Source organism: Clostridia bacterium (assembly GCA_034926675.1).
In the GTDB taxonomy this organism is placed as follows: domain Bacteria; phylum Bacillota; class DTU025; order DTU025; family DTU025; genus JAYFQW01.
The window spans coordinates 1-21,754 of sequence record JAYFQW010000026.1 but is presented as its reverse complement, the minus strand read 5'-3'; the positions used below and the strand labels follow the sequence as shown (position 1 = coordinate 21,754).

At 59.7% G+C, this 21,754-nt stretch carries 21 protein-coding genes; 7 read left to right on the top strand and 14 right to left on the bottom strand.

Annotated elements, in window-relative coordinates; genetic code table 11:
* Positions 1-62: 62 nt before the first annotated feature.
* The 4 genes from VB144_07825 to argS form a co-directional block, all read right to left on the bottom strand.
* Complete coding sequence (locus tag VB144_07825; protein ID MEA4883547.1) at positions 63-1,676, bottom strand: CTP synthase; 1,614 nt, start codon at positions 1,674-1,676, stop codon at positions 63-65.
* A gap of 149 nt (positions 1,677-1,825) precedes the next feature.
* The gene (locus tag VB144_07820; GenBank protein MEA4883546.1) at positions 1,826-2,473 is read right to left on the bottom strand and encodes an MBL fold metallo-hydrolase; all 648 of its coding nucleotides are present in this window, start codon (positions 2,471-2,473) and stop codon (positions 1,826-1,828) included.
* 6 nt (positions 2,474-2,479) lie between these two features.
* Positions 2,480-3,241, bottom strand: coding sequence for a hypothetical protein (locus tag VB144_07815; protein ID MEA4883545.1), 762 nt, complete (start codon positions 3,239-3,241; stop codon positions 2,480-2,482).
* Between the two features lie 4 nt (positions 3,242-3,245).
* Positions 3,246-4,940, bottom strand: a complete 1,695-nt coding sequence (gene argS, locus VB144_07810) for an arginine--tRNA ligase (GenBank protein MEA4883544.1) — start codon at positions 4,938-4,940, stop codon at positions 3,246-3,248.
* Positions 4,941-5,110: 170 nt separating this feature from the next.
* On the opposite strand from argS, the gene VB144_07805 reads away from it, so the two are divergent.
* From VB144_07805 to VB144_07775, 7 genes are all read left to right on the top strand, one after another.
* Entirely contained in the window at positions 5,111-5,749 is a 639-nt protein-coding gene (locus VB144_07805) for an ATP-binding cassette domain-containing protein (GenBank protein MEA4883543.1), read from the top strand.
* Positions 5,721-6,401 (top strand): heme exporter protein CcmB, encoded by a 681-nt coding sequence (locus tag VB144_07800; protein ID MEA4883542.1) that lies wholly within the window; start codon positions 5,721-5,723, stop codon positions 6,399-6,401. Before VB144_07805 ends, VB144_07800 begins: the two co-directional genes overlap by 29 nt.
* The gene (locus VB144_07795) at positions 6,389-7,099 is read left to right on the top strand and encodes a cytochrome c biogenesis protein (GenBank protein MEA4883541.1); all 711 of its coding nucleotides are present in this window, start codon (positions 6,389-6,391) and stop codon (positions 7,097-7,099) included. The genes VB144_07800 and VB144_07795 overlap by 13 nt, the downstream gene beginning before the upstream one ends.
* The gene (locus tag VB144_07790; protein MEA4883540.1) at positions 7,096-7,308 is read left to right on the top strand and encodes a CcmD family protein; all 213 of its coding nucleotides are present in this window, start codon (positions 7,096-7,098) and stop codon (positions 7,306-7,308) included. Before VB144_07795 ends, VB144_07790 begins: the two co-directional genes overlap by 4 nt.
* Positions 7,305-7,676 (top strand): cytochrome c maturation protein CcmE, encoded by a 372-nt coding sequence (locus VB144_07785; protein MEA4883539.1) that lies wholly within the window; start codon positions 7,305-7,307, stop codon positions 7,674-7,676. The genes VB144_07790 and VB144_07785 overlap by 4 nt, the downstream gene beginning before the upstream one ends.
* Positions 7,673-9,973: a cytochrome c biogenesis protein CcsA gene (gene ccsA / locus VB144_07780; GenBank protein MEA4883538.1), complete on the top strand. Its 2,301-nt coding sequence runs from the start codon at positions 7,673-7,675 to the stop codon at positions 9,971-9,973. The genes VB144_07785 and ccsA overlap by 4 nt, the downstream gene beginning before the upstream one ends.
* A gap of 427 nt (positions 9,974-10,400) precedes the next feature.
* Positions 10,401-11,453: a hypothetical protein gene (locus VB144_07775; protein ID MEA4883537.1), complete on the top strand. Its 1,053-nt coding sequence runs from the start codon at positions 10,401-10,403 to the stop codon at positions 11,451-11,453.
* Between the two features lie 123 nt (positions 11,454-11,576).
* On the opposite strand, the gene VB144_07770 is transcribed toward VB144_07775, so the two are convergent.
* The 10 genes from VB144_07770 to VB144_07725 form a co-directional block, all read right to left on the bottom strand.
* Positions 11,577-11,762 carry a hypothetical protein gene (locus tag VB144_07770; GenBank protein MEA4883536.1) on the bottom strand — a complete coding sequence of 62 codons (186 nt, stop codon included), beginning with the start codon at positions 11,760-11,762 and terminating at the stop codon, positions 11,577-11,579.
* 1,095 nt (positions 11,763-12,857) lie between these two features.
* The gene (locus VB144_07765; GenBank protein ID MEA4883535.1) at positions 12,858-13,499 is read right to left on the bottom strand and encodes a V-type ATP synthase subunit D; all 642 of its coding nucleotides are present in this window, start codon (positions 13,497-13,499) and stop codon (positions 12,858-12,860) included.
* Positions 13,500-13,508: 9 nt separating this feature from the next.
* The gene (locus tag VB144_07760) at positions 13,509-14,912 is read right to left on the bottom strand and encodes a V-type ATP synthase subunit B (GenBank protein ID MEA4883534.1); all 1,404 of its coding nucleotides are present in this window, start codon (positions 14,910-14,912) and stop codon (positions 13,509-13,511) included.
* On the bottom strand, positions 14,905-16,689 hold the full coding sequence (locus VB144_07755) for a V-type ATP synthase subunit A (GenBank protein ID MEA4883533.1): 1,785 nt from the start codon (positions 16,687-16,689) through the stop codon (positions 14,905-14,907). Before VB144_07755 ends, VB144_07760 begins: the two co-directional genes overlap by 8 nt.
* Before the next feature lies 1 nt (position 16,690).
* Complete coding sequence (locus VB144_07750; GenBank protein MEA4883532.1) at positions 16,691-17,020, bottom strand: V-type ATP synthase subunit F; 330 nt, start codon at positions 17,018-17,020, stop codon at positions 16,691-16,693.
* Positions 17,013-18,164: a V-type ATPase subunit gene (locus VB144_07745; protein MEA4883531.1), complete on the bottom strand. Its 1,152-nt coding sequence runs from the start codon at positions 18,162-18,164 to the stop codon at positions 17,013-17,015. Before VB144_07745 ends, VB144_07750 begins: the two co-directional genes overlap by 8 nt.
* 5 nt (positions 18,165-18,169) lie before the next feature.
* A complete protein-coding gene (locus VB144_07740; protein ID MEA4883530.1) occupies positions 18,170-18,772 on the bottom strand; it encodes a V-type ATP synthase subunit E in 603 nt (200 codons plus the stop codon).
* A gap of 22 nt (positions 18,773-18,794) precedes the next feature.
* Positions 18,795-19,274, bottom strand: coding sequence for a V-type ATP synthase subunit K (locus VB144_07735; protein ID MEA4883529.1), 480 nt, complete (start codon positions 19,272-19,274; stop codon positions 18,795-18,797).
* A gap of 3 nt (positions 19,275-19,277) precedes the next feature.
* Positions 19,278-21,269: a V-type ATP synthase subunit I gene (locus tag VB144_07730; protein ID MEA4883528.1), complete on the bottom strand. Its 1,992-nt coding sequence runs from the start codon at positions 21,267-21,269 to the stop codon at positions 19,278-19,280.
* On the bottom strand, positions 21,256-21,582 hold the full coding sequence (locus VB144_07725) for a hypothetical protein (GenBank protein ID MEA4883527.1): 327 nt from the start codon (positions 21,580-21,582) through the stop codon (positions 21,256-21,258). Before VB144_07725 ends, VB144_07730 begins: the two co-directional genes overlap by 14 nt.
* Between the last annotated feature and the right edge of the window lie 172 nt (positions 21,583-21,754).

Genomic DNA, 21,754 nt, shown 5'->3' with positions numbered 1-21,754 from the left:
CGTACAATTATTTCCACGACCGACGGTTTCATTCCTCAGTGCATCCAGTCGCTGGGCTGGAGTTATCTCGATTTCGCGAATTCCAGAGACTTGGCGACGAATTCTCGAAATAGCGGATGGGGTCGACCAGGCCTCGATTTGAACTCTGGATGGAACTGCGTCCCCACAAACCAGGGGTGACTAGGTAGTTCGCACATCTCTACGAGGTTACGGCCAGGATTAGCCCCCGAGAACCTGAGCCCGTGGTCAGTCATGATCTTGACGTAATCGTTGTTAATCTCGTATCTGTGTCTGTGCCGCTCGTGAATCAGGAGTTCACCGTAGGCTGCGAAAGCGACTGAATCAGGCGTGACTGCGCACGGATACAGGCCAAGCCTCATAGTCCCACCCTTGCGCTTCAGATCGCGCTGATCCGGCATGAGATGGATGACCGGATGCGGCGTGTCTTCATCGAACTCAGTGCTATTCGCCCCACCTAGCCCACAAACATTCCTTGCAAACTCGATCACCGCACACTGCATTCCCAGGCAAAGTCCAAGGAACGGGACTCTATTCACTCTGGCATACTCCGCGGCAAAGATCTTGCCATTCACCCCGCGAGGGCCGAATCCGCCCGGAATGAGCACGCCATCGGCGGAAGAAAGCGCGGAAGCAGTAGACTGCGCATCGCAAAGCGTTTCGGAATCAACCCATTGAACTGCGATCTGAGCGCCATTCTCGATCCCCGCGTGACGCAGCGCCTCAGCAACGCTCAGATATGCATCAGGCAGTGCCACGTACTTGCCCACGATCGCAATTCGCACCGTCCGGCGCGAGCCCTTGAGCTTCGCGACCATGGCGCGCCAATCCTGCATGTCAGGCCCATCCACCGGGCAAGACAGCCCGAGCCGATTGATCACTATCCTATCTAGGCCCTCCTGCTCGAGAATGAGAGGAACCTCATAGATGGAGTTTGCGTCTGGATTGAACACCACGGCTTCAGGCGCGACGTCACAGAATAGCGCAATCTTGCTCTTGATGTCTGGCGGGAGAGGACGGTCAGATCTGGCGACGATCACGTCGGGCTGCAGGCCGATGCTGCGGAGTTCCTTCACAGAGTGCTGTGTCGGTTTGGTCTTGAATTCACCTGATGAGGGGAGGTATGGAACCAGCGTCACGTGAACGTACATTACATTGTCGCGGCCAGCCTCTGTTCTGAGCTGTCGGGCGGCCTCAAGAAATGGGAGGCCCTCGATGTCGCCAACGGTGCCTCCCACTTCAACAATGACAACATCAGCGTCGTGTTGTCCAATCTTTATGACACGTTCCTTGATCTCGTTGGTGATATGGGGGATGACTTGGACGGTGCCTCCAAGGTAGTCGCCATGTCTCTCCTTGGCGAGGACGGCTGAGTAGATGGTGCCGGTGGTGACATTGTTATCGCGGGTGACGTTGATGTCCATGAACCGCTCGTAATGGCCAAGGTCTAGGTCGGTCTCTGCGCCGTCTTCAGTGACGAAGACCTCTCCATGCTGGTATGGGCTCATCGTGCCTGGGTCGACATTGATGTATGGGTCGAATTTCAGAACCTTGACCCGCACCCCCCTGGCCTTGAGCAGCCTCCCTATGGACGCCGCCGTGATGCCTTTCCCCAGGCCTGATACTACTCCACCCGTGACAAACACGTATTTAGCCACTTAGCTTCCTCCCCGGTTGAGGACACCCCCCTAACCGAGTTGGTATTATACCACTACCATAATCGCAACACAACCCGCCTCGGGCCGCCGGGCTGCCGGCCGCCTTGGACCGCCAATCGGGTCGCCAAGCCAGTCGTCGACACTCTTTGTTAGAAGCTGAGAACAACTGCAGTCTGCTTGTCTGGAAGTTCCGATGGCGTAACGCGAAGCACGCGGTTGGAGGCCACGGAAACGCTGGCCATCTTCGCAAGAAAAGGCTCGACGCCTGCCACTTTAACACTGCTGCCGGCAGTCCAGTAATGCATCGGGATCACGATCCGAGCTGAAAGCTTCTTCGCAGCCGCGGCGGCGCCATCCGCATCCAGTGTGTATGTGCCGCCCACCGGAACCATCAGCACATCCACCTCTCCTATGTCCGAAGCCACGTCGTCGCAGGGGACGTGCCCTATGTCGCCCATGTGGCATACGACGAGTCCGTCCGACTCGATGACGAACACCGTATTCGGCCCCCGCTTAGCGCCCCCAACGTCATCATGGTGCGTGCTCACTCCCCTGATTCGCACTCCGCCCACGTTCCACTCCCCAGCCCCGCGGAGGACCTTCGGCGTGCCCACAGCTGCCTTCGTGTTGTTGTGGTCGAAATGGTCGTGGCTCACCGTAACCAGGTCAGCCGAAACCCTCGGGACAGCATAGCCCACCTCCTCGTCGAACGGATCCATGAGGATCCTCACGCCTCCACTGGCAGCAAGGAGGAAGCAGGAGTGGCCGAACCAGGTGATGTCTATGTGTTCATCCATACCCAGTCATCTCCTTTGCTCTTCCTGAAGCTCTCGCTCGAGCTTCTCGCGGTCACTCACTCTCCCGGCATCGTACCGTGCGAGCACACGGGCGGCCGCGAGGTTGAGGTATATCGCGTTCATGCCCCCCACAACAGTAAGCCCAAGGATCATGAAGTAGCCTGCCGCTTTGAACCCGGCAATCATCCCGATCGTAGGAAGTGCGCCCAGAGCAATAATGACGACCTCGAACACGCCTATCGTTAGAGTGAAGGCGAGGTTGTCCAGTATGAGAATCACCGACCTGCGGATCGCCTTTCGCAGGCCCACGTCTTGCTCCGCCATCACTCCACACGCATACATGAACACAAGCCCAGCGAAGATGGCGAGGTACGCCCACACCCCGGCGAGATACCTCAGCCATTCCACCTTGGAGGCCATGATTGCCTGGATGTCCACATACAGGACGATTCCCACGGCAACTTGCAGCCCTGCGATGGCCGCAGATCTGAGCCAGAATCTGGCATACCCTCGGACGAAATCCGCGAGCCCTGCGTCTTCCTTGTGGGCAAGGAGGTTGCCAACGTACATGAGCCCTCCCCACAGAGGACCGACCAGCACCACAACCAGGCCGAACCCCCACACGCTGAATTGGACTGCAAAGAATGTCGCAAGCGCAGCGAAGTACAAAGCGATGCTCGCGAGCATCACCACACCCATCTTCTCGTAGGCGAGCGCCAAGCTCCTGCCCACAACCGCAACCGCTCCAGCCGGCGAATACCTCTGCACCTGCCTACATCCTTTCGGGGGCGCCTACGCCCATTACATGCAACACTGAGGCCAGTACGGTCCTGGCCGCATCCACCAGCGCGAGTCGGGACCTGGTGAGCCCGTCGTCTTCACCGATCACCCGGCAATCAGTGTAGAACGACTGAAACAATCCAGCGAGCTCGAGCGCATACCTTGCGATTCTGCTGGGGGCACGCTCAATCGCCGCGCCAAGCACTTCATCTGGGAAGGCCGCCATCTTGCGAATGAGTTCCTCCTCACGGGGCGATGCGAGCAGGGATAGGTCAGCCTCGTTCCACGAGCGGTCCTCGATGCCGGTGGATTCCGCCTGCCGGAAGATGCTGCACGCCCTGGCATGCGCGTACTGGATGTACCACACCGGGTTGTCCATCGTCTGCGCCCGGGCGAGGTCGAGGTCGAATTCCAGATGGGACGAGGTGTTGCGCATGATGAAGAAGTAGCGCGCTGCATCGGACGGGACTTCCTCTAGCAAATCATCGATAGTGATGAACTCCCCGGCGCGCTTCGACATCTTCACCGGCTGGCCTTCCCGCATCAACGTGACCAACTGCAGGATAATGACTTCGAGGGTTCCGTCAGGACAGCCGAATGATTTCAGTCCAGCCTGCATCCGCCCTTCGTATCCGTGATGGTCAGGGCCGAGTATGTCGATAAGCTTGACGAATCCACGCGCGATCTTGTCTCTATGGTAAGCAAGATCCGGCGCAACATATGTGTAGAACCCATCGCTCTTGACCAGCACACGGTCTTTGTCATCTCCGAACGCACTTGAGCGGAACCACGTGGCCCCCTCTGCCTGGTAAGTATTGCCCGCCGCCTCCATCTCCTGAAGCATCGTCTCCACTGCTCCAGTCGCCCTGAGCTCACGTTCTGAGAACCATCTATCGAACCTCACTCCGTATCTGGCAAGGGCTTCGCTCTGCGAGCGAAGCATGTAGGAGAGGGCGAACTCTCTCAGGAATTCACGGGCCTGCTCCGGGCTCATCGCCGAGAGCCTCGCGCCCGCCTCCCGAGCGGCGGCCCTGGCAACATCGCGGACGTACTCGCCTCTGTACCCATCCTCTGGGAATGGGCAGTCAACTCCAGTCAGTTCCATGTACCTGGCGTATACCGACTCAGTGAGCACCCCCACCTGATTGCCTGCGTCGTTCACGTAGAACTCGCTTGATGCCGAATAGCCGGCAGCACGAAGAAGCCTTACCAAACTGTCGCCAACAGCAGCAGCACGCGCGTTCACCACGTTGAGGGGGCCGACCGGGTTGGCTGACACGAACTCCACAAGCACCTTCTCACCCTGACCATAGTCACTTTCCCCATACTTGGCGCCCATAGTTCTGATGAGTTCCACAGCCTCAGAAAGCCACCTTCGCGACAGCGTGAAGTTTATGAAACCAGGTCCGGCGATCTCGGCCGACTCGATGTAGCCGCGATTCTCCGCACCCATGAGTTCCCGCACTATTAGGGCTGCAATATCCCGAGGCGCCTTCCTTGCGGGTTTGGCCAGAAGCATAGCGACGGGAGTGGCAAACTCCCCGAATTTCGTGTCCTTCGGCACCTCAAGCAGCACACTAGGCGCCGCCTCCGGCGGCAGTTCGCCCAATTCCCGAAGTCGCCCAATTGCCGCCTCAACTGATCCTCTGATACTGCTCCTCACACTGTCCATAATGTTCTGTATCACTACGACCTCACCTAGCCTTTGCGCGCAGTATTCCTCGGTTCCCTCCCAAAATCCTTCCCGCACTCCAGCAGCTTGCTCAGGTTTACACGTATACCGCTGAACGGTATAATTGAATTCGTCGGATGCCAAGCACTGAGCAGGCGGGGCTGCAACTGTCGGGGGTTGGGGTATTGAACAAGCACGACTCGAGCCTGTTTGAGCTCGAATTCTCATCTGTGTCAAGGTCTTTCGGGGAGCGCCGCGTCCTCGAAGCCGTGACAGCGACAGCCCGAACAGGTCAGGTCATGGTGATCTCCGGCCCGAATGGATCGGGCAAGTCCACACTGGTGAAGATCGCCGCCAGGCTAATGAGGCCGTCCAGCGGAAAAGCAGCATGCCGGCTTGGCGGGGTCAACATCGACGCCGGCGCGTGGAGGCGCTGCATAGGCCTAGTCTCCCCCGACCTGACTCTATATGATGAGCTCTCCGCAGAGGAGAATCTCATGTTCTTTTCGCAGGTCCGTGGACACGGCGCCTCCCGCGAGGCCATCTCGGGCATACTCACCCGCTTTCAGCTCGATGGCAGGGGCGCCGACCTCGTTGGATCATACTCATCAGGGATGAAGCAGCGGCTCAAGTACGCCTATGCGCTCCTGCACGACCCTCCACTTCTACTCCTCGACGAGCCCACGGCGAATCTGGATGCCCGTGGAGTTGCGCTGATCCATAGCGTCATCGAATCCCTGAGGCCATCGAAATGCATTGCCATCGCGACCAACGAGCCTGAGGAGGTGCAGCTAGGTGACCTCGTCATCTCACTCGGTTCGTGAGGCCCTAGCAGTCCTCTCGAAGGATCTACGATCGGAGTTCAGGACCAGACATGCCATTTCGTCGCTGCTGCTCTTCGCCATTACCTCACTTGCAGTAGTGAGTTTCTCCGTTAGCCCCTACTCCCTCGACGCAGATGCTCAGGGGGCGTTTCTCTGGATCGTGCTGTTCTTCTCCGCCATGTCGGGCCTGTCAAGGTCTTTCGTAAAGGAGGAAGAGTCCCATACTGTAATGGCCCTGAGGCTCGCTGCCTCCTCCGATTCGGTTTACATCGGGAAGCTCCTATTCAACATAGTCATTCAAGCGGCGGCGGGAGTAATCGCGGCGCCCCTGTTTCTGCTGCTTATGGATATACGGCCTGCCCAGCCCGGCCTGTTCGCCGCGTCTGTGGCGCTTGGCACTATCGCCATGGCCTCATCGTCCACCATAATTGCGGCGATGATCTCCCGCGCCAACAGCAAAGGGGCATTGTTTGCGGTTCTCGCGTTCCCGATTTCACTGCCAGGCTTGGCCTCTGCCATTCGTTCCACCTCCATCTCGCTGCGTGGAGGACAAGCTGGAGCGGCATCCGGCGACATTCGAATTCTCCTGGCCTACAGTGTGCTGATGATAGCAGCCTCACTTCTCCTCTTCGATTTCGTTTGGAACGACTAGTCAGTATCAAGAACAGGGGTGTGAAAATGGCGGCAAGGCTGTTTCTGGGTGTATGGATGATAGTCGTGATCCTGGCGGCATTCCTGTGGGCGCCGGCCTCAGTCGATATGGGCCAGATATCGCGCATTATCTTCTTCCATATCCCAACGGCATGGGTAACGGTGCTCGCCTTTCTCGTGTGCGCCATCTACAGCGTCCGCTATCTGAAGGGGCGCGCAGCCCTCGACGATCTCGCGGCTTCTTTCGCAGCAGAGCTCGGTCTGCTCTTCTGCGTGGCAGCCACTGCAAGCGGATCGCTATTCGCCAAGGCCACGTGGGGCTCTTACTGGAACTGGGACCCAAGAGAGACGTCGATATTCGTTCTGCTCCTGATATATGGAGCATACTTCGCTCTCAGATCATCCGTCGATGACCCGGCGCGTCGAGGATCACTGTCAGCAGCCTATTCGATACTCGCCTTCGTCACCGTCCCGGTGCTAGTATTCGTAGTGCCTCGCATACCGGCAGTCCAATCCCTCCACCCTGCTGACTCCGTGATCTCAGCTGGTGGGAAACTCAACATGGATGCACGAATGCTCCTTGTGTTCCTTTCGTCGTTGGCGGGATTCACCGGATTCGCAGCCTGGGTGTTCAGCCTACGGCTTCGCGTAGCGCGCATATCAGCACGGCTTGCCGTACCCAAGGAGGCCCACATATGAGTGAGACATCTGCTCTGTACACTGTCGCCGCAGTAGCGGTAGTAACATGGATCGCGGTGTTCGGATACCTGGTCCACGTGGACACGACCGTGAAGCGGCTTGAATCACGTTTGAACTCCCAGCGTGGATCGTGTGAAGGCTCCACATCGCCCGATAGATCCGCAGAAGCCCGTGGGACTCGGGACACCGGGAGGTCCAGCAAGAGGTGAAGAGGCGACTCATACTCGTACTGATCATCGTTGCCGCTTTCGCCGTCTTCGCCTTCGGGGCGTTCCGCACCTCACTCACTCCATATGTCACATTCACAGAGGCAGAAACACGTGGAGGCGCGGTGCAGGTATCCGGAACAGTGGACCCTGGAAGTGCGGAAACGGATGTGTCGACCGGGGTCTTTCGGTTTCGCCTAACCGACCGGGATGGCCGAATGATGCGCGTTGAGTTCCGCGAGGCGCCTCCCAGCAACTTCGACCAGGCCGAGAGCGTGGTCGTGGTGGGGCTCATCCGAGGCGATGTATTCGAGGCTCGGAAGATCCTCGTGAAGTGCCCTTCGAAGTATCAGGGAGGTGCGACGAAGTGAGTGGATGGGGCATCGCCGTCTGGGGTTCGCTCATAATGAGCCTCATGACGCTGGTATTGTACTGGACAGCATCTGGGAGAGGCGCGAGTGGCCCTGAAGCCGGAGTACGCCGTTCGAGGATACTGATGGCGCGCGGCGCTGCCTGGGGCGGCCTTGCATTGCTTCTTGCATCATCGGCAGCGCTCATGGCTGCGTTTCTGAACCACGACTTCCGCCTGGCATACGTAGCATCCTATTCATCGCGCCAGCTTCCCGCGTTCTACCTGATATCCGGATTCTGGGCTGGGCAGGAAGGCACATTCCTGCTATGGGCTATGCTATCGGCAATCGTCAGCCTCGTGCTGGCCTATACCTCAGGCGAGCATGAGGCATACGTGATGAGGCACTTCTCACTGGTGCAGCTAGGCCTCCTCGCTCTGCTTGTGAAGGCCTCTCCATTCACGCTGCTGGCCTCAGCGCCTCCCGATGGAGTCGGCCTGAATCCACTTCTGCAGGACCCATGGATGGTGATACACCCTCCGATAGTATTTGTGGGATATGCGCTGTGGGCGGCGCCGTTCGCTTGGGCGCTGGCTGCCCTCACAGAGGACGATTACTCCTCCTGGGTGAAACACGCCCTCCCGTGGGCTCTTGCAGCATGGCTGTTCCTGGGCGCCGGAATCCTGATAGGCGCTAAGTGGGCGTATGCGGTATTGGGTTGGGGTGGGTACTGGGGCTGGGATCCTGTGGAGAACGCCTCGCTTGTTCCATGGCTTACTGGGATGGCGCTTCTCCATACCATGCTCATGCAGCGAACCCGCGGCAAGATGATACGGACGAACGTGGCGCTCTCGCTCATCACCTTTCTTCTCATCGTATACGGCACATTTCTCACCAGAAGCGGCGTCCTGTCGGACTTCTCGGTACACTCCTTCTCCGACTTAGGTCTGTCCAGTGCGCTTGTGTGGGCGATGGCGTTTTACACCGCCGTGGCTTTCTCGCTGTTCGTATACCGCCTGCCGAGCATGACCAGAAAGCGAGGGTACTCCGAACCTTTCGACCATGTCGCCTCGCGCGACTTCGCATTCGTCCTCACGGCAACCCTGTTGCTTGCATCAGCAGGGGTTACACTGCTTGGCACGTCGGCCCCGCTCATCACCGGAGTAACCGGAAATCCGTCCGCGGTGAGCACGTCGTTCTACAACATCACGAACGCGCCGCTGGGCGCCTTGATTGCATTGGTTATGGGAATCTGCCCGCTTCTGGCCTGGCGCGGATCGAGTACATCAGAGCTGAAGAAGGCAATGACCTGGCCGGGCATCGCGGCTCTCATGCTCACGCTCGCGGCAGTGTTCCTCGGTGTTCGGCAGCCATGGTTCCTCCTGTTCCTGTTCGCATCCTTCCTAGCGCTCGCCGCTAACCTCATGGCACTGGTGCGGGCCGCAAAGGGGGGCATAGCCAAGCTAGGAGGGTACGCCACCCATGTGGGAGCGGCCCTCATCCTCGTGGGCATAATCGCCACGTCAGCATATGGCGAGGCCGTACACCTCACCCTCAAACCCGGGGCGTCCGCTTCAGCGTTTGGATGGGAGTTCAACTACTCCGGAGCAGAGACATCGCCTGGCGCAGATCCTGCCCACCCTCGCCGGGAGTACTCGATCACTGCGACCAAGGCAGGCATGGAGTTCGAAGCCAGGCCGTCCATCCAGCAGAGCGACAGCGGAGTCATCCGGCGCCCTTCGATTCACTCCACCCTCGTTCAGGACATTTACATCTCGCCTACTGGGGAAGAAGAGCCAAGCGCACTCCGGCCAACAGGGAGAGCCCAGGAGTTCACCATCACCAAAGGCCAGTCCGTCACCTACTCAGGACTGGCAGTCCGGTTCATGCAGTTCGACATGACGGCGCACGGAGAGGCCAAGATGGCAGTCGGCGCCGTGCTAGAGATATCATCACCTGGCGGCGATGCCATCGCCACAGCGACTCCCGTTCTAGGCTTCACAGAGAGCGGAAAGGACTTCCATGATGCGGTCATCGCCACACCCATCGGGCCAGTCGCATTTCGCCTCTCAGGCATAGATGCAAGCGCTGGGGCAGCGACCATCCAGATCATACTCATGGGCGACAAGGCAGCCGAGCCTGATGTGCAAAGCAATCCTGCCAGCGACAGCAACGGCAATTCGTCCGGCGCCATCAGTGTCGAGGTCAGTCGCAAGCCATTCGCATCGCTGCTATGGATCGGTTCGATACTGCTCCTCGCCGGGACGGCAGTCGCCGTCATCCGACGAACGATGGAGAGTGCCTCCACAGGCAAGTAAGCCATCCCCCAATCACAAGGCCGCTCACAGAGCCGCTCTCAGGACCACCAGGCGGCATCCGCATCCGTGCTCCGGGAGTCCACGGTTCACCGGACGTGCTGGCGGCCTCATTAGCCACAGCCCCGGGTCCCTAGCCACAGCCCCCGGGTCCCTCAGGTCACCAACATGTCACACCCCATCACGAGCATAGCGGCCTCGCCCGCGCCTCCCCATGGCGCTTGGGCGGAGGCCGCGTCAACTGGAGCCGGGAGAACCAGCAGCGCTGCCTGGCGGAGGAATCGGTCAGCCGGAGTATCGGAGTGTTCTCAAATGCCTCTGCTGTCTTTCCCATGATGCGGCGTCTCGAGTCGAATTGACATTCCATTCCATTGTCTGGTAGTATATGGGTGTCGGCCATGGCGAGGTCAGCTTCGGAGGTGAACGTCGAATGAGGTCGCCCACTTCCTCTCTCGACACGGTGGACCCCACTGCGGAGACTCCCGGGGCGTTGACAGTCGACACCTCTGCACACATGGCGTCAGCGGCCGGTGCAGGCTCTCGACTCGAGGGGTCCTGCTCTCCTGTAGCGCAGACTGCGGACATCACGACCCCTCCGTGCCCGCAATGCGCAAGCATGCGAGCAAAGCGGTGCGGCCGACGGGCAGGCGCCCAGAGGCTAAGGTGTAGGGAATGCGGGAGATACTTCACCGAGTTGACTGGGACCATACTTGAGGGCCTTCACAGAAGAGAGCTATGGCCGGGTTTCTGCATACTCATGATCAGAGGGCTCACGCTTGTTCAGATCACCCAAAGGCTTGGAATCTCTAAGAACACTGCGTTTGCCTGGCGGCATCGGGTCACCCGCGTCTTATCCGAGACAGACTCCGAGATCGAGCTTCGCGGACAGGTCGGCCTCGGGCAGCGCAACATCGTGAGGTCCTTCAAAGGTTCAGTAGTCCCTCCCGATGCACAGTGGACCGTCGAGCAGGCACAGTACGCGAAGATGTACATGCCGGCCATCACTTCCCGGCTGCCTCGATCACGCCGAGCATCACTTCTCTTTGCAGTAAGCGACACAGGCAGGCTGAGGGCGGCAGTCCTCTCCCCAAACCACGACGGAGGATTCTCAGATGCCATGAGACGTCTCACAGAAGCCGACGCTGACCTCATCGTCACACGGGGCTTCGGGATATGGCCCGCCAACAACGACTCAAGTGTCAGGCTTACCTGGGTCAGCCAGCAGAGGAATCGCCAGTGCCGGATGGACCGATACGCCGACGACCCAGAATCCGCTCCCAAAGCCGCCCTGAAGCTTCTCCTCAACTTTGCGCACTGGATACGTCATTTCCACGGCGTCGCCACGAAGTATCTTCTTCAGTACGTAGCATGGTTCTGGAGGGTCCACACCCTGAGCCACTTGGACCCGAAATCCGCGGCCCGAACGCTCTTCGCGGAGGTGACTAGCCCACGGCAAAGGGTCACGTCTCGTCAAGTGGTGTAGACTGGGCTGCAATGCCCCGCGGAAATCACACTCGCACATTTGCTACGATCGGCGCTTGCCTCCAGCGTCAGCGCTTGCCTATGCCCCATATTCAGCACCCTTGGGCGTTCAACCGCTCGGTTTTCAAGGAAAACGAACGTTCCGTGGGGCCGCAACATAGACGGACGGCGACACTCCCAGGGCGCGGAACATCTTATCCCGGAACAGCTCTGATTCCGAAAGAGTCCGAGCGCCATCAGCCACATGCACCGGCTCATCGTTCACCACATCGAACTCAACGTCTTCTCGCAGGCGGTCAATGCCGACCAAACCGGCATCGTCGCGAGCTAAATGCCACTCAATTCGACATTGACCATGGGGTCAGTGTCCATTTCGTCGACATTGACAGTCCGGCTCCCGCTGTCGAGGTACACGTGAACTGCATCGCGCACCCGGCCCATCCCTGAAAACGCGTCTGGCTGCAAGTCAGCCGCGCCACATTATGCCATGATCTCATCTCCTCACGCTCCCTGTCGCCGATCCCGTCCGGACGCACGTTCGGAGGGCCTCAATGCTGGATCTATCGACACTACACGCGTTTCAACGTCGATTCCATCGACATTGAGCTCGTCTCACTGCTGGATTCGCCGACATTATCGCCTCAGGGCTCGGTCACGCCGGTCGCGCCTCGTCAGGCAGCGCGGGCGCGCAGCCATGAAGCCCCCCATATGCAGCTCCCGGCTGCAGCCCGCGCGCAACACTGCACACGCCTCTGGCCTGGCAGCAACGCCCGCGGCGATCACGACGAGCCACACGGCGGCCGCAAACCTGAGCACTCCCCGGAAGCCCGAGGCGGCCCGCGCGCGTTTCCGTGAGGTCTTCTCCAGAGTTAAGGTTTCGGACCGCTCCGCGTCCAGCTTGCACCTGGATACCGTGTTGGGTATGCGACTCGCGCGAATCCGGGAGGAACCTGGTCACTCCGTGTTCGAGTGGAAGAACTTCCGCCCCTATCCCGTCAAGGGCGCCGAAGATGGGCTATGTGTTAGGCAGTGACGTCGAAGCTTCGTCCGATGGGCGCCGCCAACTGGGAAAGATGGCATGGTGCACTTGAGGGATGCCCTTCGAATGGGATGCCGTATTGTGGGAAACACGCTCAGGTATTCGCGGGAACCCTAGGCTGCCCCCTCTCAGCCCGGACCGAGAGGCTTGCTCCTCCCAGCCCAGCGCCGGGCCTGCCCACCTGGCGATGACGCTAAGAGGATACGCGAAACTCCGTTGGCCGTCAGCCGCGCACGATCGACGCAGGGGCCGAAAAAGGCCGACCGCGGATCTTGCGGGGGCATCCCGCTGAGGATCCACGGTCGGTATCTCTATGAGCTTGCCTACGGTCGTGCAGTCGGGTTGCGCCCGGACCATGCTGTCGGTTCAGACGCTTCTCTCCCGGACCATGTCCTTGATCTTCATGAGCCGCGTGAGGTTCCCTCGCTCGGCCTCGTCCAGTTTCATCGTGATGTACGTAATCGACTGCTCCAGCTGGGGAATGAGCACATACTCAAGGGCATTCACGCGCCGCCTGGTCTTCTCGATTTCGTCGGCAAGCAGTTCCACCGACTTCTCTACTTCCGCCAGTTCCACGAGGCTCGGCATGGCCTCTGATAGCAGCCTGATGGCCGCGTCCAGCTCCGGCGACGTGTAGGCGAAGCCATACGGGTAGATGTTCGTCCTATCCTCCTGCCCTGCAAAGCTCCACTCAAAGCAAGGGACCTCGACGTTCAGGACATGCCTCTGCGAAGCCCGAAGGGTTACCATCTCCTTAGGATACATGAGGGCGGCGTTCACCGCGCTCGATGACATCGCGCCGCGGGCAATAAGGAAACCGCGGAAAGCGTCTCCAAGTTTCTGGTCAACCGCTTCCCTCAGTTTCCTATCCCTTCGCACCAGCTCAAGGAAGTGCTTCATCAGCTCATCCAGTTTGTCCTTGAGGAGCTTGTGGCCGCGAGCGGCCACGACTAGCCTCTTTTTCAGCCGGAGGAGCTGCATCCGGTTCGGGCTGACTCTGACCTCCATTGCGCCAGATCACTCCCCTACCGAATCAGCGTCGTCTGTGCTTTTCTTCGGCATATACTTCTCTATGAGGGACTCCCTCACGCGCGTCAGCTCGTCGACTGGGAGCATTGACAGCAGATCCCAGCCGATGTTCAACGTCTGCAGAATAGTCCGATCCTCGTTCTCTCCCTGCCCGACGTAGCGTCGCTCGAACTCGGCCGCGAACTTCGAGAAGATCTTATCCACCGTCGACAGCGCCGCCTCGCCAAGGATGACCGCCAGTTCCTGCGCTTCCTTACCCCGAGCATACGCAGCATACAGCTGGTTCATGGTAGGTGCATGATCCTCGCGAGTCTTCCCGACGCCGATTCCCTTGTCTTTCAGACGCGAGAGAGACGGCAACACATCTATTGGAGGATATATGCCCTTGCGGTGCAGCTCGCGGCTTACCATGATCTGTCCCTCAGTGATGTAGCCGGTAAGGTCCGGGATCGGGTGAGTCTTGTCATCCTCTGGCATTGTGAGAATTGGGATCTGCGTGATTGACCCCTTCTTGCCCTTGATCCTTCCGGCACGCTCGTATATGGTGGCGAGGTCGGTGTAGAGGTAGCCCGGGTAACCACGGCGCCCAGGGACCTCCTTGCGCGCAGCCGACACCTCGCGAAGAGCCTCGCAGTAGTTGGTCATGTCGGTGAGGATGACCAGGACGTGCATTCCCTTCTCGTATGCCAGATACTCCGCCGCCGTGAGCGCCATCCTCGGAGTGGCGATTCGCTCGATGGCGGGGTCGTTGGCAAGGTTCATGAAGAGCACAGCGCGCTCGATGGCGCCTGTCCTCTTGAAGTCGGAAATGAAGTAGTCCGCCTCTTCAAAGGTGATGCCCATTGCGCCGAACACCACGGCGAACTGCTCCTGAGTGCCTAGCACCTTCGCTTGCCTCGCTATCTGCGCCGCGATCCGCGAGTGTGGAAGGCCTGATGCAGAGAATATCGGGAGTTTCTGCCCACGGACCAGAGTATTCAGGCCGTCGATAGCGGATATGCCTGTCTGTATGAACTCCGATGGGTAGTCGCGGGCGTACGGGTTGATCGGGCTCCCGTTAGTATCGAGCCTGGCCTCTGGTATTATCTTCGGGCCGTTGTCGCGCGGGCGACCCAGGCCGTCGAAGACGCGCCCCAGCATCTCCATGGAGACACCAAGCTCGATGCCGTGGCCGAGGAATCGCACTCTGGCTGACTGAATGTCAAGCCCGGCGGAACCCTCGAACAGCTGCACCAAGGCGTTAGAGCCCGACGCCTCCAGAACGCGGCCGCGCCTGATCTCGCCTGCGGGCATGAGGATCTCAACCAGCTCGCCGTATTTTACGTCCTGCACCTGATCAACGAGCATGAGCGGACCCGCGACTTCCCTGATGGTTAGGTACTCCTTAAGCAACGCCCTCACCTCCGTGATCGGACACGGCGCCTACCTGACTCCTGATCTCTTCGACCATTGCCTGGATCTCGCCGAGCTTGCTCTCCTCGACATACTTCATGCGGCCCACCCTGCTGCGTATCGGAAGCTTCAGGAGGTCATCAAGGGAAGCGCCGGCCTCCACGGCCCTGCGGGACGCGTGATCAAAAGCGAGGATCACACGAATCATCGCCCCCTGCTTCTCCAGGGACGTGTATGTGTCGACCTCGTCGAATGCATTCTGGTGCAGGAAATCCTCGCGGATGCTCCGGGCAGTCTCCATTGTGATTCTGTCGCGGACTGAGAGTGCATCGACACCCACGAGCCTAACGATCTCTCCCAGCTCCGACTCCTCCTGCAGGATCTTCATGGCCTCAGTCCGCATCTCCATGAACTCGCCTCCGAGCCTCGCGCGCAAGTTCTGATCGATTCTGTCGAGATACAGAGAGTAGCTTGTGAGCCAATCAATCGCGGGGAAGTGCCGGCTATATGCCAGGTTGGCATCGAGGGACCAGAACACCTTCACAACCCTGAGCGTGTTCTGAGTGACAGGTTCGGACAGGTCGCCGCCTGGCGGCGAAACTGCGCCTACGACGGTGAGCGAGCCCTGCCGCTTGTCGGAACCCATACACACAACCCGGCCTGACCTCTCATAGAACTCGGCGGCCCTGGACCCTAGGTACGCTGGGTATCCCTCTTCACCGGGCATCTCCTCAAGGCGTCCGGACATCTCGCGAAGCGCCTCCGCCCATCGAGATGTAGAGTCGGCCATCAGGGCAACGCTGTAGCCCATGTCCCGGAAGTACTCGGCGATCGTGATTCCCGTGTAAACCGAGGACTCGCGGGCCGCCACAGGCATGTCTGACGTATTAGCGATCAGCACCGTCCTCTTCATAAGCGGTTCGCCGCTCTTCGGGTCGATCAGTTCGGGAAACTCCATGAGAACGTCGGTCATCTCGTTGCCGCGTTCGCCGCATCCAACGTACACGATGATGTCGGCATCCGCCCACTTGGCAAGCTGGTGCTGTATGACCGTCTTGCCTGAGCCGAAAGGCCCAGGTATGCATGCAGTGCCGCCCTTTGCGACCGGGAAGAATGTGTCGATGACCCTCTGTCCCGTGATAAGGGGCTCTTCAGGTGTTAGCTTCTCCACCACAGGACGGCCACGCCTCACCGGCCACTTCTGCATCATCGTGATATCGTGAAGCGCGTCGCCAGTCTTGACCCTGGCAACCACATCGGTGACGGTCGCACTCCCCTTGTGGATTGACTCAATTCTTCCCGACACTCCCAGAGGCGCCATGACCCTGTGCTCAACAACTGGAGTCTCCTGCACAACGCCGAGGATATCGCCGGGAACCACCTCATCGCCGACCTTCACTCTTGGCACAAACTCCCACTTTCGCTGGCGATCCAGCCCGGGAGCCTCGACTCCGCGAGTGATGCGGTCGCCCGAGGCCTCTCTGATCCTATCAAGCGGTCGCTGAATTCCATCGTAGATGGAGGTGATCAGCCCGGGGCCCAGCTCCACAGAGAGAGGTTCGCCAGTGGTGAACACCGGCTCTCCCGGCCCGAGGCCAGCAGTCTCCTCATAGACCTGTATGGATGCGCGGTCCCCTCGCATCTCGATGATCTCACCGATCAAGCGCTTCTCGGAGACTCGCACGACATCGTACATCTTGGCCCCAGCCATCCCATCGGCGACGACCAGAGGCCCCGAAACCTTGATGATCTTTCCTGCGTTCCTACTGGAGTCCATGTCAGGCATTCCCTTCTTTCCCGAACAGGATGTCGGCGCCGAGCGCTTTCTCCACCGTCCGCCTGAGTTTCTCAAGAGCCGCCCCTTTGTTCCCGCCCTGATCGGGGATTGTGAGAACGACCGGAAGCGGTTTGCGGCTGTACTCAGTTATCACGTCAATGATGCTGCTCGCATGGCCTTCGGTAATGTATATCACGGCAAAGCCCTCACGCGCCGCGGAGCGGAGCGCGGCCTCCGCTTCTGTGCTGTCTTTCACTGGGAACACCGAGACCCCAAGGGCGCGGAATCCCAGGACGGAATCTTCGTCCCCTATCACGGCGATCTTATGCATGAGCACCACACAGCCTCTCACGGATCACACTTGCGGGAATCCTGTTCATCTTCCCAACGAATATGCGCCGCAGTGTGTCGGCTTCCGCCTCACGAGCCAGCAGATAGCCAAGCACGACCTCATAGCCGATTGGCACTCCTCCCGAGCGCGCTGCCACTGCCGCTAAGTGGGAATCGACGAGGTTCTCAAACGGCGCGAGGGATCCGCCTGCGCGCCACTGGCCGAGGCCCTCATCAACTAGCCTCTCGTACGGAGTTGCCCTGAAGGCAATGGCGAACTTCTCATCCGGCTCGGCATACGCTGACGCCAGCCACTCCACACTCAATGAGCCGTGGGGCACAAACGCGTTGGCTGCGAACTCCGCCGTCTTGCCAATTGCCCTGAGCCGCACTGATATGAGTATGTTCGTGAGGTCCGCCATCTCGGCGATCAGACTCTCAAGGAATGCGGCATTGCGAGACTTTGCCACGGTGTAGAAGTAGTTGAACGATTCACGGTCGGAAGCCATGTCGATCTGCTGAGGATCGCCGCCGTGCTCATTATAGGCAGATAGAGCAATGGCGGCTGAGCCTTCAAGGGCAGCCCAAAGCTGCGCCGTTCCCGCCGTTGCGCGCTCGTTTCCTATGAGGGCAGCACCACGCTCAGACCCAAGCTGAGGTCCTACTCCGCGAGCGGGAGCGTCCCCGCCCAATAGCGCGCCATGGCCTTCCTGCAGTTCATCTGCCCGGCCTATCACCTGATCGACAATGATGCCGACCTGGTCCGGAGAGAACCAGCCAAGGGATGCAGCAGCCGAGCTTACCTCCGCAGCTATGCCCCTATCACGCGCCGCGAGGCGCGCCTTTAGGTACACCTTCACATTGTGGAAATCGTGCCTTGCTCGAAAAACACCCGTGAGCAAGGGGTCAGGCGACATGCCTGCTACCAAGTCATGAACGCGCACCAGCTCGGCATCTATTATCTCCTCGAAGCGCCCCGGACCCACATCGCTCGCCTGGCCGTACTCGGTCTCTCCGAGTATGCGGGCAAGCTCTTCGGGGCTTTCGGAGTCGATCAGCCGATTGAACCGGGCCTGGTCGATCATCCGGTTCTCCAGGGCCCGGATTCTGCCGACGGCGTACGCGAACCTTCCGTCGAAGCCCAAAGTCCTTACCTCCCGAACAGAGTCCCCGCGACCAGCGGAGCGAGGTCATCCTGGCATGAGGCCAGCAGTGAGTCAAGGGAGCAATCCACCTCGACGGCGGCGCCTTTGAGCAGGAATCCGCCGGAAATGTCCTCCGTTTTGGAGGATAGCCTGAGCGAGGTCTTGCGTCCCCTGGCTGCGAGTTCAGCTCCCACCTGCTTCAGGAGTTCAGGTGTTATCCTGGAGCGGTCGGCTGTCGCAACCACCACTTCAACGTCGCCTTCAGGCGCGAGCCTCACCATCATGGTCTTTATAAGGGCCAGGTAATCCGGATCTGGGAGGGCATGGATCCTGCCGGGGACCTCCGCCAGCAGCGCGTCGACCATCTCGCCTTTGGCACGCAATATCGCATTCCGCTCATCGAGCGAGCGGGCAATCTCAGCCCGCCTCTCTTCCTCGGCTGCGGCCTTCCTGGCGTTCTCCAGGGCTCGGGCGTACAACTGGTCTGCCCTGCTCTTCGCTTCAGCAGCGATTCTGGCAGCCTGTGACGCCCCATCAGCCTGGATCTTCTCGGCCTGCTCCCGTGCTTCCCCGGTAATCCGTTCCTTCAGCCTCTCAAGGTTCTCCATATCATCACACACTCCCAGCCGATCAAACCTGGATGGAGAAGACGAGCAAGAGGCTTGCAAGGAGCGAGAGAACCGCGTAGGTCTCCACCATTGCGGCTAGAATAACTGACTTGCCCATTTCCTCAGGCCTCTTCGCCACGACAGACACGCCAGCCGCGGCCACCTGGCCCTGGAATGTCGCGGACACCCAGCAGACGACGCCAACTGGGATAGCGGCAAGTAGGAACAGCAATCCCTGGTTCACAGTGAGAGCCTTCAGCCCACCGCCAAGCGCGCCTATGCGAACCATGATCATCAGGCCCGTGAGGAACCCGTATACGCCCTGCGTGCCTGGAATCGCCTGGAGCAGCAGAATCGGTCCGAACTTGTCGGGGTCTTCGGTGATAACGCCCGCGCCCATGCGGCCCACAAGGCCGACTCCCGAGGACGAACCGATGCCAGCAGGGATAACCGCGAGACCTACCCCGATGAACGCCAGAATTAGCCCAAGTGTGTACTCCATGTGCTATACCCCCTTCGTGGTTTCCACATCCACGTACTTGGTAGCGGCGCCGAATGGCATGAAACGCCGGCCGCCCGCCTCGAAGAACTTGCCGAAGAACTCAACGTATTGGAGACGACTTGAGTGGACATACGCCCCGATGATGTTGATCAGGATGTTGAACACATGGCCGAATGCGAGCCCTATGACTGCGATCACCGGCCCAATTATGGGAATGCCCGCAGGCCTCAGCATCAGGTCATTCATTACCGACGCCAGCACTGTGCTGGTGAACCCAAGGCCGAATAGCCTGGCGTAGGATATAATGTCGCTCATATAGCCAGTTGTCGCGTACAGCGATAGAACTCCGCCTCCGAGCCGCTGAAGTGGATTCTTGTGATGCCTCCCTTGAGTGGCCACGAGCCCCGCCGCACCGCCCAAGGCAGCATACTTGGCGTTTTCAGCCACACTGGAGAACCCGGGGCCCAGAGAACCGCCGCCCAGAGTGAGCCCTATTCCAACGAGGAACAGCACCCAGAACCCCTGGTCGTATATGGCCGACAGCCAGCGCCCCTTGCGGACGTTGTCGTAGGCCTTGATGCCAAGCCCGGTGAAGATGTGCACTATGCCCAACCCGAACGACAGGATCAGGAATGTGGTGGGAGACTGCATCGGGTCGAACAGAATGGCTGTACGCCATCCAAACAGCCTGGTGGGCAGGTCGCCGAGCCAGCCTCCGAGCAGCGCGCCCACTACGACGGTAGCGAGCCCGCACGCTAGTATCAGGTTGAGGAATTGCGTTCCTCTTCCTTTCATCTTGCGCATGAGCAGAAGCGCGACTCCCGCGATGATGAGTCCGTACACGGCATCAGTCATGCACAGCCCGAAGAACACGAGGAAGAAAGGGGCAAGGAACGGGGTCGGGTCGATGGACCCTGGCGCTGGGTAGCCCATTGTCTTCGTGATCACCTCGAATGGCTGTGCGAGTTTCCCATTAATGAGCTCCACTGGAGGGATCTCGTCCTCTAGAGGCGGCCTGTCCTGAACCACGATATCATCGGCGATCTGCAGAATAGCTGCACGGAAGCGGCCCATGTCCTTCTGCTGCACCCATCCCTCCACAAGGAAGGTGCGGGCAGTCCCGCCGAATTTGGTCGTGATGTAGTAACGAGCCCGATCCAGGGAGAAGTGGTCGTAGAGGGCGAAGGCGCGCGGCCTCTCCTCCACTAACGAGTCGATCTCCCGCTCCAGGTTATCGCTTGCCTTCGAGATACCGTCGAGTTCCTCTCTAAGCCGCCTGATCTCGTCACCCGGGCTCCCGGAGCACTGGTCAAGGCTCACTCTGGCGAATCCAGCCTCCGATAGAGCTCGTGCCGCCTCCTCAGACACAGAGGTAGGGTAGGCGACCAGCATGTATGCCCGGGCGGGCTCTGCAGCGACGGCGCCCCATGCAATGCCAGGGACTGATGATGCCGCTGCTTCCATCCGAGAATCGATGCCCTTCGAGTCAGCGGTTCCCAAGGAGATAGTGACGAAAGGACCGGGACCGAGCTGCGTGGAGTCGCCCTTGAAGCCCTCCCATGGCTCTAGGAACTCAATCGAGGAGGCAATTCGAGTGCGGCGAGCAGAAAGATCCGCCATTGACTCTTCGATCTCACGGGCCCTGCCGCAGAGCCGGCGCACGTTGTCTGCCCCGTCGCTGATCTGTGCCTTCCACTCGCTCTCGGTCATATACAGTCGATAACCCGTGAAGTTCTCGAGAATCGACTTTGTGATGCGTCGGTGCTTCCCCATCATATCGATGGTGTACTTGAGGTCAGCGAGAATGCTGTCCAGCTCCGAAAGGCGTTCGGTTGGATCATATGGACACGTGATGGTGGGCTTCTCCTCGCTCGCGAGGCCCTCGCCGTACTCGCTCACTTCCACAGCGCCAAGGTGCTGAAGCACGCGGACGACCTCGTCGATGCGGGATTCGTGCCCAATAACTGACACCCTTCTCATCTCAGAGATTGCCAACGGATTTCACTGCCTTCTCAACCGCGAGCGTCAGCGCCATGCCCCACTTGACCTTCGCAGTGTCTTTGACTTGCTTCTCTCGCGCCGCTACAGCCTTGCGCGTCTCTTCCGCCTTCCGCGCGATCTCCTTCCGGGATGCCTCCGCCACCTTGGCGGCCTCAACCGCGGCAGTTTGCTCAGCCTCCGAAAGAGCCCTGCGCCCAGAGTTCTCCGCCAGAGCGACCTTGGCTCGCGCCTGTTCCGATGCTTCCCGAACGATCTCCTCAGCCTCGCGCTCCGCTGCTCGGACCTGACTGATCGCGTCGATGCTCAATGCCACATCACCCCCAATCGGGCATCCGGCCAAAGGTGAATCTTGTATACAATCTACACGGCATTATACTACAATGCCATTTTCGGCGCAACGAAGGCATGGTCGCGGGCGAGGGTCGCCCGGCAACATGAAGTGCAGGCGCGGGGGGGGGGGGGGGGGGGGGGGGGGGGGG